A 12654-nucleotide genomic window follows, 5' to 3' on the forward strand; every position below is an offset into this window, starting at 1 on the left:
GTCAGCTATGTTAAGATATGTAAAGACTGATAATGCATCTACAAGGTAGTTGGTGTATGGGTGCGCGTTTAAGGGTATTTCTGACTCCTGAGCAAGACCAAACTTTACTAAATCTGAGAAAACAGGATGTACCACAGAAAGTCAAAGACAGGGCGGAAATAATCAGGCTAAATGCACATGGTTGGTATGTAGAGAAGATAGCAGATCACTTTGATTGTCACAAAAAAACAGTCACAAAAGTTTTGCATCAATGGCAAAAACTGGGCACAGAAGGGCTTTGGGAATCTCCTGGGCGAGGGGGGAAACCAAAGTGGCTTGAGGATGACATGATATTTTTAGAAGAATGCCTCAGAAACGAGCCACGCACATACAATAGTTCTCAGTTAGCTTTGAAGTTGAAAACAGAACGCAACGTTGAGATGAGTGCCGACAGATTAAGACGGGTACTCAAAAAAAGGGGGTCGATTGGAAACGGACAAGGAAAAGCCATAAAGGAAAACAAGACCCAGTAGCACGAGCAAACAAGCAAGCAGACCTAGACATGTTGGAATTAGCTGCTGCCACTGGTGAAATAGACCTGAAATACCTAGACGAGTCAGGGTTCTGTATGTGGAGCGAACCTAGTTATACATATTACTTTAGAGGTGAGCAAAAACGGTTAGAACAGACTAAACGCCGTGGTCGCAGATTAAGTATTATCGGGCTTCTCCAACCTTTAATCAGTTTTGTTTACGGTTTAGTTATCGGTGGTGTTGACCGTAAATCTTATATAGAAATGATGGAGAAAGAAGCCAAACAAGCCCAAGAAACTGGACGTATCAGCGTGATTGTGCAAGATAACGGGCCAATACATCGCTGCCAAGAAGTTCAACAATTGTGGAAAAAATGGGAAAGTCAGGGTTTGTACATCTTTTTTCTCCCGAAATATTGCTCAGAAATGAATCCAATTGAATTGGAATGGCAACATCTCAAGAAAGATGAGTTATCCGGGCAAGCATTTGATGATGAGCTAGATCTCGCTTACGCCGTCATCAATGGTGTTCAAGCTAGAGGAAAAAAAAACAATCACAACACACATCGTGTAAAATTTAGCTCTAGATTATCAACTTAAGATTTTGTTACATAGTAGAAAATTTCGGTGCCTACCTACTTAGGCGAGTAAGGGAGAGACATTTATCTTCAGTATAATGCTGGGTGCGAAAAGCTACGGTCTAGGTAAAGAAAAAAGTACTTAACACATTTAGCACCTAGTATATATCACCTCAGCACTCTTCACCAGACAAAGCAAAAGTTAAAGGTAGATTTTTACTTTTACTATTTAAATAGGGTGCAGTATTGTTAAATGAAAGCTATGTTTGGTTTCAGCTTTCAGATACCGCTCTTGTAAGGGTTGCCATTGCTGCCATGACTGGTAACGATTTTCGGATAACAGACTAGCAAGTGTAGGTAGTTGAGTGTGAATTTCTGAATTTAAGACATCTACGAGCCACTCAGTTAAAACAACACCATCTTGCATAGTACCCAAAATTTCTTGGATATTTTTGACTTCTGTAATGTAAGCTGCGTAAGACTCGCCGTATAAGTCAGTAAATAACTCCATCTGGTAGCGTAGGCGTTTGGCTTGTTTCCGTAAACTGTGAAGAATTTCGCCTTTAGTTGTCAATTGTTTCTCTATCTTTTCTGGTTCCCAGTTTCTTCGGATTGTCACTTCCGATTCTACAAATTGAGTGCCAACTAGCCAACCTGGATGTAGTAAAAAATTACTTATTTCCGGTAAAAGTAAATCTGGTAGAACTTGCTGAATCGCAACAGATGCTAGCGGTTGATAACTTGGTTTCTCTAACCAGTCATCCAATGCTTCTTTTAGAGACTTATAATGCTCATCCTTTAATGTTTTTTGCACATTCGAGAGTGCATCTTCACGTTGTTTAGTCAAAGCAGTAAAAGCTGTTTGCAGAGATTCTTGTTCTTTAGGGGGTAAATGTGGCTTGTAATTAGTTTCTAAAGTTTCTTTTAGCACATCCAAATCTCGGAGATTACCAAGACGACGGGCAATTTTTCCGATATTCTTATCACTAATTGGTTTCGCCAAATCCAACGCTAGATCAAACCTACTGACCGCGGTACGTAGGCGACGCATTCCTACCCGCATTTGGTGAAGCGCTTCTGGATCTTCATCTTTCTTAACTGGTTTTTCCCATTTGATTGTTTTCTTAAAATGCTTTTCAATCGCTTGGTAAGCGCAGTCCCCTAGAGTTTTTACTGTGGGTTTTGTAGCTACTTTCATAACTGATAATAATCACATACTTAATCATGTCTTTGCATGATAACATTAGTTCAAAATTTGCATATATCTTTTGATATCTTTTTTTAATTTTGGGAATGATTGCTAAGTATTATTAGGAACATTCTTTTAATTAAGATGTTTTATGATAACTATTAATGCTTACAATCTATTTTCTCAAAACCCCAAACCTATCAAAAGCCTAAACAGCAGATTTATAGTTGTAGATTGCATATAAACATAGCTATTGGGTAAGTCTAGTTTCTTTGTATAAATTAAAACATTAAACGAAGATGAATAACATCTTCGTAATCTATAAAGATCATATAAAATGTCAGATTCACGTTTGCTCAATCAAGTTTTTTTGACTTTTGCTGATAATTTTAAAGAACATAGAGAAGACCTATCAGCAGTATTGTTAACACACCAGAAGTATTTATGGTTGGGGTCAGATGAAACCTCAACTGTTGAACGTCTCTCTTTAACTAATACTGATAAATTTACAGAACATCAACAATTCCGGGTTGCAGAATTTATTAATTTACCTGCACCAGAAGATGAGGAAATTGATATTGAAGGACTTGCTTATAATGATTATTATCTGTGGTTTGTTGGTTCTCACAGCTACAAGCGCAAAAAACCCAAACCTGATAATACTGATGTAAAAAACTTAAAAAGGCTGGCAAAAATTGAATCAGAACCTAACCGTTACCTCATAGGACGAATTCCCTTATTAAACGGCAAGTTATTATCATCTTGTCCACACCCCCAAAATTCAGAGGTGCAGTTGAGTGCCGCTAAACTAGAGGTGACTAACCAGGGTAACTTGCTAATGACGGCCTTAGCAGATGATCCCCATTTGGGATTTTTTGTTAAAGCAGCAATTCCGGGAAAAGATAATGGTTTTGATATTGAAGGAATAGCAATCTATCAAGACCGCATTTTTCTAGGTTTACGTGGCCCTGTACTGCGGGGTTGGGCTGTGGTGCTGGAAATAGAATTAGAAGATTTTAGCGCTGGACTTTTGACATTACGACAGATTGGCGCAGCAAAAGAAGCATATAAAAAGCATTTTCTCTGGTTGAATGGTTTGGGTATTCGGGATCTATGTTTAGATGGCGAAGACTTGTTGATTTTGGCTGGGCCGACGATGGATTTAGATGGGCCAGTACAAATTTATCGTTGGAGAAATGGTGTGAATTTGCGAGAAAACGTCTTCAGCAATCCAGAGTTTCTCCAAGAGGTTCCCTATGGAAATCGGGACGATCACCCAGAGGGAATTACGCTTTTTCAGGATGTAGCTGGCGTACCTTCGCTATTGGTAGTTTATGATTCTCCGGCAAAAACTAGGCTGGTGGGTGATACTACTGTGATAGTAGATGTATTAGAGCTAGTTTAGATGTTAGTTGAAATTGCCTGTACGGGACAGGTAGGGATACATTGTTCACAAACGATACAACGCGATCGCGTGAATGTTAATTTATACGTCTCTGGGTTCAGGCTGAGGGCTTCGGTAGGACAAACCCCAGTACACAAGCCACAGTCAACACACACATCTGGATCAATAACAATTTCGCCTAATGTATGGGAAACGTTAATATGCCGCGATCGCATCCACTCGATTGCTGCATCCAACTGATCGATGTCTCCCGCCAGTTCCACCACCAGTTTACCAATTTGATTTGGAGCTACTTGAGCGCGGATAATATTAGCGGCGACGTTGAAATCTTTGGCTAGTAAGTAGGTAACGGGTACTTGAATTGCGCGTTTAGGAAAAGTTAGCGTGACTCGTTTTTTCATAGGTTTAGCAGAGGTTTTTTCTGTTGTAGCGTGATAGAAATTTTGATGAACCACAAAAGTACAGCCTGCAAATGTTTATCAGCCTTTTGCAGTTTGTCCTTCGAAAAATAGCCACACATCTGGGATAATTTTAATAAAATTTAACACTTTCCGCCGATGCTAAGACTAATTACCGACTTCGACGGCCCAATTATTGATGTTTCGGAACGGTACTACCGTGTTTATCAATTCTGCTTGGAGAAAACCCGCTACCCAGATCAACCAGTGCGACAACTTCCGAAAGCGGAATTTTGGCAATTAAAGCGATCGCGCGTTCCCGAAAAACAAATTGCTTTAGATTCAGGATTAAATGAAGCACAGGCAAAAGAATTTTCCCAGTTGCGGCGGCAAACAGTACATACAGAACCTTACTTCCAGTATGACAGCCTCGCACCTGGTGCTGTAGATGCGCTGTTAAAAATCCAACAGGCTGGAATCGATTTGGCGGTGATGACTATGCGCCGGGTTTCAGAACTGGATTATGCCTTCAAAAAACACGATTTAGAAAGATTTTTCCCCGAAAACCGTTGTTATTGCTTGAGTAACGATTATGTTAAAACTCGTGATATCGACGATAAGCCCTTATTAATGGCACGGGCAATCGAAGAACTTCCTGCTGCTGCTGATACCTGGATGGTAGGAGATACAGAAGCGGACATTACCGCGGCTAAAAAACACGGGGTTAAGGCGATCGCTGTAGAGTGCGGTATTCGCGATCGCACTCAATTGGAACTTTACCACCCCGACTTAATTGTTAAGGATCTGAGCTTCGCTGTAGATTTAATCCTAGAGCATCAACGCCTTATCTAAAAATGCTCCATAGCTGGCAAAGTTTGAAGCAATGGGTTATTCGTTTATTATCTTTTAACCTTGGGTAATAGGTAATTGGTTGTGAACCCATTACCCACTACCAGCAATACATATTTATAATCTCAATCTCACAGACACCTATTTGAGGGAAAGCCTTCTCACAAGTGAGCGTAGAATCTCAACCCCCAAATCCTTTTAACGCAAAAAGCTACAAACCAACCACAACAATATAAACGTCAACACTGTAGAAAACTGATTTGACGTGATGAATGATATTTGTGGTATGACTAAGCTAGCAATTAATCCGCCAGCTATTAGACCAATTATTAAACTAACTAACGTGAACAAAACAGCTCGACCAAATTTGCCTTCCTTGCGGTTGAGAAAGTAAATACTTGCTGCTACCCCAACCACCAATGCTAATTGCAAAACTTGATCCCCAGTGGCTGGATAAAACACAGTTATGGCACTCAAACCTAGATACCAAGCTCCTGGTAAGAGTACATCCGCAGGTGTTGGCTGATCCAGCATTAGTTGCAGCCATGCAGGCGACTGCTCACGAGGGGTTGGACTTTCTTTAGGAAGCGATTGCACTCGCAACTCTGGGAACCGTATCCGTTCAGGTACTTTGATTTTACCTTCCTGGCGCATCCGCAAGCGATCCATTAAAATCGCATCGTAAGCTGCCTCAATCACTTCCAGACGCTTCGTATCGCCACCATACTGCTCAAATAGGCGGTTACGAGCATCCTGAATTTCATCGAAGCTAGCCTCTTCTGATACCCCAAGTTTTTCGTAGGGATTTTGATCGCTCATGGGAGTTTATTACTTCAGCCTCAGTCAGCGACAGTCTTTATGTCTAAAAAAACAGCCTTAGGTTTTATATTTGATCGAAACCAACGTTTCAACCTATTTTTTTACCCTAACAGGATAGTAGCACGGCTTAATTTTATCGACTTGGGAACTTTAACTATAGTAACTTTAACATATTGCAATAACTCCGTGTATCCCCTCATGTCGTTGTCTAGTTCTCGCTTTACTCTAGAATTTGGACTGTGAAGACCTAAAAACGCATTTTTATGAAAAAGTTAACTTTTATGTTTTGGATTTGGCAACTTGCAGTGCCTTGATAGAGTTTTCATTAACTAGCCTGATAATTATTTTGTGGTATCGATCCGCATATCGATTTAAAATTAAAAAGTTTTAAATTACCACCTCACCAGCAAAATCAAATGTTCCGGTGTAGCAAATTTTTGTGGCTAGAGTTAGAACATTTGTCTACTAGGCATAAAATTGACAGTTACAAGGTTTATAATTCCATGCGGGGTTAGCGAAGAGAAGCTTGGTGCTTTGATTATCCAGATTTTGATCAAAGTATTATTTGAATAATCAGGATTCTCGCGCATTAGCCTTGTAAGTTCTTAATGTATGCCAAAGTAGAAACTGCGTCTATACGCAATTCTCCTGTTAATCCTAATGAATTTTTGTGCAAAGTGATGGTCATGGCTCCTGCCAAGATTCTTGTAGTTGACGACGATCCTGCGGTTCGCAATTTAATCCAACGCTTTTTGATTAAGCAGAACTATCAGGTTGAGGCTGCCGAAGATGGAAAGACAGCTCTCGCTCTATTTGAGCAATTTAACCCTGATTTGGTGATTCTAGATGTGAATTTACCAGATGTAACTGGGTTTAACCTCTGCCAAGAGATGCAAAGTCGTAATGGTGTTTTTGTTCTGATGTTGACTAGCCGTGCAGATGAAGCTGACAAAATTCGCGGCTTTTCTAAAGGTGCTGATGATTATCTTACCAAGCCCTTTGGTTTGGGAGAACTAGAAGTCAGAGTAGCAGCTATTTTGAGGCGTCAGAGAGTTGTTACTACCGCAGAACAAAAACGCCTGTTGTTTGAAAAACTGATGATTGATCCAGTACGGCGAGAGGTGACGCTTAATAGCCAACCTGTACCTTTAACTGCTCTGGAATTTGACTTGTTACATTTTTTAGCCAGTCATCCAGGTCGAGTTTGGCGGCGTGCAGAACTAATCCAAGAGGTGTGGGATTATGAATATGTAGGCGACCAAAGGGTTGTAGATGTACATATTGGTCAAATTCGTAAAAAGATTGAAGCCGATGCTAGTCAGCCAGCATTAATTCAAACTGTACGTGGCGTAGGGTATAAGTTTGAATGTCCTACTCACCCTCAGCCATTAGAAGTCAAGTCTTGAGTTTCAAGTTTTCCATAACTTCACTTTTGACTAATAGCTAAGTTAAGTACTGGATTTTATAAATCCATAACCTAATATCTCATGCTGAGTGGAAAGTATTTTAGTCTAGACACGCCTAACGTGTCTAGGCTGAGACTAGCTGCTGAGTAAAAGTCAATGACTCAACACAGCAAAGTTTTACCCATTATTAATGTACGCAGTTCCTGATGGCTACTTAAAAATACAGACCAAAAAGTTATTTTAGGCATTTATTACTTAGCTTGAGATAGTAAGAATCCAAAATAACTTTTTGCATCTGATAAGTTTTACTAAATATACAAGTAACTACGGTAAACCAATACAACGTATTGCTTCAATTTTTCACCTGGTCTCAATGTTTGTCTAATAGTATCGAGAGGAAGACTGAAGTTACCGCTTCACACTTCATCCCCTCTGTCCAGAAGCTACAAACTGATTTTTGGGAAAATCAGCTTGCATTCCGGCATTTTTGGTAAATTAGCTGTTGTTGGTGAATTAGTGCAGGAACTCTGCTTAAGAGTGGTGGAACAAGGTTTCCAGATAGATTCGCGCAGCACGGCGATCGCTATCTCCATTTTGGAGCAAAAACAGTGATAGCGCTGCGGTCAATACTCTGTTTTGATCCCAATCAGGATGCGTTTCTAAGTAGTTTTTGAGGGATTCGTGGAGTGTTTCGGGAATTTCTGTAAAGATGCTAACCGTTGTATTCATGAGATTTTCCTCCTACTGAGGTCAATCGAGAGGGACAAATTGCTTGCGCTAGGAAGTCCAGGGGGTAAACAATAAGTAGAGATTATCCTACTTGAGCGCCGTAAGTACTTTGCTTACCCCACAATCAACGCCAACATCTTTAGTGCTAAATTTAACACAATTGATATCAACATTTGAACTGGCTAAAGAAGCAAGCCGCATCATTGTGCTTCAAGAGGGGGTAGGTTTGTCAATGCTGCGAAATGTTAAAAACGATAGTATAAAAAATAATTGCTAACCAAATCATAAGGGTTTCAGGTAATTTATCGTTACAGAAATTAAAATAAACTCAGTCTTTAAGGTTCCTTGCTGCTCTTGATTAACAATCCCCAACATCACGGCAAGAAGCTGATTAGCTCGTGGAGCATCTGTGGAAAACTGCTAATATTCCTGTGGAAACTCTGTGGAATGAGTGAGGAAAATTGCAGTCAATGATAAGAATTACAAAAACTTTATCGTTTGATGACATTTAAGCTGATGAAACTTGCTTCCCAATTCCCGTTAACATCGTGGTTGCCTGCAATTAATTCCCAAGTTTGGATTTTGGCGCTTGGCAGATTTCTCTCGGAAGTTGGTACTGGATTTACCACGTTTTATGCCCCGATTTTTTTTGTCAATCAAGTCGGTTTATCTGCAACTACCGTAGGTGTAGCTCTGGCTAGCGCCTCAATTTTTGGGATTATAGGACGGATTTTGGGTGGTTCTTTGGCTGATTCTGGGGACTGGGGACGCCGCCGTACTTTGTTACTGGCAGCAGCAATTTCAACAATTGGCTCTTTAGTCTTAGCTACAACTAACAATTTTGCCACGTTATTAATTGGTAGCTTAATTAGTGGTTTAGGTATAGGTTTCTACTGGCCTGCAAGTGAAGCTGTTGTTGCTGATGCCAGTCAGATTGATAATCGCCGTGAAACTTTTGCCCTGGCTCGACTAGCGGATAATCTTGGGTTAGTGATCGGAACTGTTCTGGCAGGCTTTTTGGTAGGGAAAATTGACAGCTATCGGTGGCTATTTATCATTGATGCCATCTCTTTTGTAATGTTTTTTGCAGTTGTTTTTGTGGGAATTAATGAAAACGAGCAGCAGACAAAGCAATCTGAAAAGACAGAACATTTTGCTTCTTGGATGACAGCGTTAGGCGATCGCCGATTTCTCGTTTATATCGGAGTAAATATCCTCTTCACAACCTATATTTCTCAAATACACGGTACGCTCCCCCTCTACTTCAAAAACTTTGTGAATGTGGAGGGTGCTGCCAAAGGATTGGCTGAAACTACTATTAGTACTTTATTTGCTGGGCATCTACTATTAGCCATTCTCTGCCAGTTGCCTGTTACCAGTGCTTTAAAGCGTTGCTCTCATACATTTGCACTTACCGTTTCTGCGCTTCTGTGGGCAATCGGCTTCAGCTTCATCTGGGCTAGTGGCGTTGCTTCATCACATCAACTAGTTTGGGTAATTTTAGCCTTGGCAGTATTTGCCGTTGCCATTGTTTCTTACACCCCTTCTGCTGCCTCTTTAGTCACTGATTTAGCCCCGGAAAATCAACGCGGCGTTTATTTCTCCATTAATGCCCTCTGCTGGTCTGTTGGCTATTTTATTGGTCATTTCTTGGGTGGATGGGTATTAGACCAACCACGAATTATTATCGATAACTTCTGGCTAGGCTTCTCCCTGAGTGTTGTAATTATCCTGGCAATTATGCAGTACCTCAATCGGATATTGCCCAGCCATAAGCCTGCATCTGTTGACATAAATAAAGTAATCCCAAATTAGGAAATAATTTATTGATTCAGAAGCAAGCTAAGAATAGAAAGCTACTTGTAGCAAGCTTTTTTGAGTATCTGTTAATTACGAATTACAAATTATCGCCGACGCTCTTGTAACTTCCGATACACTGCTGTTAAATCGACTTGATGGTGAGCCAAAGCGACCAGAGTATGATAGAGCAAATCAGCTACTTCACCTGCGATCGCATCTGCTTCGTCATCTTTAAAGGCCATTACTACCTCAGCAGTTTCCTCGCCAATCTTTTTCAAAATCTTGTTATCACCACCAGCCAATAACTTATTGGTGTAAGAACCTTCAGTTGGATTGTCACGGCGATCGCATATTACCTGAAACAATTGCGACAATGTATCCCCTGGTGGCGGGTTTATCTTTCCATCTACTTGATGAAAACAACTGCGTTCACCAGTGTGGCAAGCAATATCTCCCACCTGCTCTACACTAATAAGCAAGGCATCACTATCACAGTCATAACGGATACTCTGCACTTTTTGAATATGTCCAGACGTCGCCCCCTTATGCCATAACTCCTGACGGGAACGACTCCAAAACCAAGTTTCTCTAGTATCTAAAGTCTTTTGTAACGACTCTCGATTCATCCACGCCATCATTAGGACAGTGCCATCCAGATAATCTTGGATAATTGCAGGCACGAGACCCCGTTCATCGTAGCGAATTTCCTCAACAGGAATGGCATCATGTAGTGAATACAAATCGTTAGAATACATACCAGCTAGTTGCTCTAATGAGAATGATTCATGAATTCACGATACCATTCTAAATAGAACAGCTGGCATGATGAAAGAAAATTGAATTATCTGAACTCGCTCTAAACAAGAGCAGTCCTTTCCATCGCCGACTGCATCTTTACAGCACTTAACGCGACTTGGTGAGCTTTCGAAGCCTCACCGTACCAATGAATTGCCGAGTTAAAAGCTGCTCGATAAAGATCCTGGTATGCCTCAGATAATCGAGTCCGAATCTCTAAAGGCAAGTCTTCATTCGACTTGTATAACATATTGTTATTTTTTTGGTTCAGCTAATTATATAGGATAGAAATTCTAGATAGTTTTTAACCCTATCCTGAGATAGAGCTTTTTTCTTGCCCACTGTTAGGAGAGAACCTTGGTCAATACCACAATTAAAACAACAAAATCACAAGAAATCTTTGCTGCTGCCCAAAACCTGATGCCAGGAGGAGTCAGTTCTCCTGTTCGTGCTTTCAAATCTGTAGGCGGACAACCCATCGTTTTTGATCGCGTTAAAGGCGCATACATTTGGGATGTAGATGGCAACCAATACATTGATTATGTAGGCACTTGGGGGCCAGCAATTTGCGGTCATGCTCATCCAGAAGTGATTGCGGCGTTGCATGAAGCATTAGAAAAAGGCACTAGCTTCGGCGCTCCTTCAGTACTGGAAAATATACTTGCAGAAATGGTGATCGATGCTGTTCCTAGTATCGAAATGGTAAGATTTGTGAACTCTGGAACCGAAGCTTGTATGGCAGTGTTACGCCTGATGCGAGCTTTCACAAACCGGGAGAAAATTATCAAGTTTGAAGGCTGTTATCACGGACACGCTGATATGTTCCTTGTGAAGGCAGGTTCTGGTGTTGCTACACTCGGCTTACCTGACTCGCCAGGAGTGCCAAAATCGGCAACTAGTAGTACTCTAACCGCCCCCTTCAATGATTTAGAAGCTGTAAAAGCTTTGTTTGAGGAAAATCGCGACGAGATTGCTGGTGTCATTCTTGAGCCAGTCGTAGGTAATGCTGGGTTTATTTCTCCCGATGCTGGGTTCCTAGAGGGCTTACGGGAACTTACCCATGAGCATGGAGCTTTATTGGTGTTTGACGAGGTAATGACTGGCTTCCGCATTGCTTATGGTGGCGCTCAACAGAAATTCGGCATCACTCCAGATTTGACGACACTGGGTAAGGTTATCGGTGGTGGTTTGCCAGTGGGAGCTTATGGTGGTCGTCGCGATATCATGTCAATGATTGCCCCGGCTGGCCCTGTATATCAAGCTGGAACTCTTTCTGGTAATCCCTTAGCAATGACTGCTGGCATTAAAACTTTGGAATTACTCCAAAAACCTGGTACTTATGATTATCTTGACCGGGTTACTAAGAAGTTAGCAGATGGTTTGCTGCAAATTGCCCAAGAAACTGGTCATGCAGCTTGTGGCGGTCAAATTAGCGCCATGTTCGGCTTATTCTTTACCTCTGGCCCTGTTCATAACTACGAGGATGCGAAAAACTCTGATACAGCAAAATTCGGACGCTTCCATCGTGGAATGTTAGAACATGGTGTATACTTAGCACCTTCACAGTTTGAGGCAGGGTTTACTTCTTTAGCTCACACTGAAGAAGATATAGAGCAGACTTTAGCAGTCGCACGGGATGTAATGTCTAACCTATAACCAAAATAGTGCTGAGTTGAAACTCACAGCAGTTTAGCAGCCCGCACTCAGGCAATAAGCCGTCGCTGTGATTTTTCGCTGAGTGTTGAGTCAAAGACAGCGCTAAGGCACTGCTCTTTTAGAATTCTCTTCTAACTCAGCGAGAAATTTCTAGCGTGGCTTCCACCGAACATAAGTTCGGTAGTTCGGTAGCTCAGTAACACTCAACAGTGATAGATTATGTAGCTATAGCCTTTATAGTTTTGAACTCGAATCAGGCATAGACAAAGTATAAATGAGCAAGAATGACTATTTTAAAGAGCTAATAAGCGTAGTTTTACTCACAAAATAATTGCTGAAAGTACTGAGCTTGTTAATATTTTATTTATAAGCATGTTGTAGGATTCGTAATGTATTAAGGCTAAGCAACAGCTTATTAGAGGGTCATAAGCTGGGTTCACTAAACTATTCTTGCTTTACTACAGCTTTAAGTAATCCCAGGATAACTTTAGGGAATCTTTAAAGCATTTCCAGCAAAAA

At 41.0% G+C, this 12654-nt stretch carries 12 protein-coding genes; 6 read left to right on the forward strand and 6 right to left on the reverse strand.

Going from position 1 to position 12654, the window contains the following annotated elements:
• The first annotated feature begins 56 nt into the window (after positions 1-56).
• Positions 57-1111 (forward strand): IS630 family transposase gene (locus tag WKK05_RS09595; protein ID WP_341525019.1). Its coding sequence is split into 2 segments (ribosomal slippage): positions 57-449 and positions 452-1111, totalling 1053 coding nucleotides; the frame shifts between segments, so codons are not numbered across the junction.
• 207 nt (positions 1112-1318) lie between these two features.
• On the opposite strand, the gene WKK05_RS09600 is transcribed toward WKK05_RS09595, so the two are convergent.
• Complete coding sequence (locus WKK05_RS09600) at positions 1319-2287, reverse strand: CHAD domain-containing protein (protein ID WP_341529504.1); 969 nt, start codon at positions 2285-2287, stop codon at positions 1319-1321.
• Between the two features lie 328 nt (positions 2288-2615).
• Here WKK05_RS09600 and WKK05_RS09605 point away from each other — a divergent pair, with 328 nt between their 5' ends.
• A complete protein-coding gene (locus WKK05_RS09605) occupies positions 2616-3683 on the forward strand; it encodes a DUF3616 domain-containing protein (RefSeq protein ID WP_341529505.1) in 1068 nt (355 codons plus the stop codon).
• On the opposite strand, the gene WKK05_RS09610 is transcribed toward WKK05_RS09605, so the two are convergent.
• Positions 3680-4084: an NIL domain-containing protein gene (locus WKK05_RS09610; protein ID WP_341531054.1), complete on the reverse strand. Its 405-nt coding sequence runs from the start codon at positions 4082-4084 to the stop codon at positions 3680-3682. The genes WKK05_RS09605 and WKK05_RS09610 overlap by 4 nt on opposite strands.
• Before the next feature lie 156 nt (positions 4085-4240).
• Between WKK05_RS09610 and WKK05_RS09615 the strand changes: the two genes are divergently transcribed.
• Entirely contained in the window at positions 4241-4933 is a 693-nt protein-coding gene (locus tag WKK05_RS09615) for an HAD family hydrolase (protein WP_341529506.1), read from the forward strand.
• A gap of 195 nt (positions 4934-5128) precedes the next feature.
• Here WKK05_RS09615 and WKK05_RS09620 read toward each other — a convergent pair whose 3' ends face one another.
• The gene (locus tag WKK05_RS09620; protein WP_341529507.1) at positions 5129-5749 is read right to left on the reverse strand and encodes a CPP1-like family protein; all 621 of its coding nucleotides are present in this window, start codon (positions 5747-5749) and stop codon (positions 5129-5131) included.
• 686 nt (positions 5750-6435) lie between these two features.
• Between WKK05_RS09620 and WKK05_RS09625 the strand changes: the two genes are divergently transcribed.
• On the forward strand, positions 6436-7155 hold the full coding sequence (locus tag WKK05_RS09625; RefSeq protein WP_341531055.1) for a response regulator transcription factor: 720 nt from the start codon (positions 6436-6438) through the stop codon (positions 7153-7155).
• Between the two features lie 531 nt (positions 7156-7686).
• On the opposite strand, the gene WKK05_RS09630 is transcribed toward WKK05_RS09625, so the two are convergent.
• Positions 7687-7884 (reverse strand): DUF2811 domain-containing protein, encoded by a 198-nt coding sequence (locus WKK05_RS09630; RefSeq protein WP_341529508.1) that lies wholly within the window; start codon positions 7882-7884, stop codon positions 7687-7689.
• Between the two features lie 516 nt (positions 7885-8400).
• On the opposite strand from WKK05_RS09630, the gene WKK05_RS09635 reads away from it, so the two are divergent.
• Positions 8401-9699 carry an MFS transporter gene (locus tag WKK05_RS09635; protein WP_341529509.1) on the forward strand — a complete coding sequence of 433 codons (1299 nt, stop codon included), beginning with the start codon at positions 8401-8403 and terminating at the stop codon, positions 9697-9699.
• An 89-nt stretch (positions 9700-9788) separates the two neighbouring features.
• Here the strand turns inward: WKK05_RS09635 and hisIE are convergent, their stop codons facing one another.
• On the reverse strand, positions 9789-10439 hold the full coding sequence (gene hisIE, locus WKK05_RS09640; protein WP_341529510.1) for a bifunctional phosphoribosyl-AMP cyclohydrolase/phosphoribosyl-ATP diphosphatase HisIE: 651 nt from the start codon (positions 10437-10439) through the stop codon (positions 9789-9791).
• 101 nt (positions 10440-10540) lie between these two features.
• Positions 10541-10729, reverse strand: a complete 189-nt coding sequence (locus WKK05_RS09645) for a ChaB family protein (RefSeq protein WP_341529511.1) — start codon at positions 10727-10729, stop codon at positions 10541-10543.
• Between the two features lie 107 nt (positions 10730-10836).
• Here WKK05_RS09645 and hemL point away from each other — a divergent pair, with 107 nt between their 5' ends.
• Positions 10837-12135 carry a glutamate-1-semialdehyde 2,1-aminomutase gene (gene hemL / locus WKK05_RS09650; RefSeq protein ID WP_341529512.1) on the forward strand — a complete coding sequence of 433 codons (1299 nt, stop codon included), beginning with the start codon at positions 10837-10839 and terminating at the stop codon, positions 12133-12135.
• The last annotated feature ends 519 nt before the right edge of the window (positions 12136-12654 follow it).

The sequence above is a fragment of the Nostoc sp. UHCC 0302 genome (genome assembly GCF_038096175.1).
Taxonomy (GTDB): Bacteria; Cyanobacteriota; Cyanobacteriia; order Cyanobacteriales; family Nostocaceae; genus UHCC-0302.

Excerpts from the sequence above, each read along its gene's own strand:
- WKK05_RS09610 (WP_341531054.1), bottom strand. The coding sequence starts at position 4,084 with ATGAAAAAACGAGTCACGCTAACTTTTCCTAAACGCGCAATTCAAGTA.
- WKK05_RS09635 (WP_341529509.1), top strand. The coding sequence starts at position 8,401 with ATGAAACTTGCTTCCCAATTCCCGTTAACATCGTGGTTGCCTGCAATT.
- WKK05_RS09615 (WP_341529506.1), top strand. The coding sequence starts at position 4,241 with ATGCTAAGACTAATTACCGACTTCGACGGCCCAATTATTGATGTTTCG.
- WKK05_RS09625 (WP_341531055.1), top strand. The coding sequence starts at position 6,436 with ATGGCTCCTGCCAAGATTCTTGTAGTTGACGACGATCCTGCGGTTCGC.
- WKK05_RS09645 (WP_341529511.1), bottom strand. The coding sequence starts at position 10,729 with ATGTTATACAAGTCGAATGAAGACTTGCCTTTAGAGATTCGGACTCGA.
- WKK05_RS09600 (WP_341529504.1), bottom strand. The coding sequence starts at position 2,287 with ATGAAAGTAGCTACAAAACCCACAGTAAAAACTCTAGGGGACTGCGCT.
- hisIE (WP_341529510.1), bottom strand. The coding sequence starts at position 10,439 with ATGTATTCTAACGATTTGTATTCACTACATGATGCCATTCCTGTTGAG.
- WKK05_RS09620 (WP_341529507.1), bottom strand. The coding sequence starts at position 5,749 with ATGAGCGATCAAAATCCCTACGAAAAACTTGGGGTATCAGAAGAGGCT.
- WKK05_RS09605 (WP_341529505.1), top strand. The coding sequence starts at position 2,616 with ATGTCAGATTCACGTTTGCTCAATCAAGTTTTTTTGACTTTTGCTGAT.
- WKK05_RS09630 (WP_341529508.1), bottom strand. The coding sequence starts at position 7,884 with ATGAATACAACGGTTAGCATCTTTACAGAAATTCCCGAAACACTCCAC.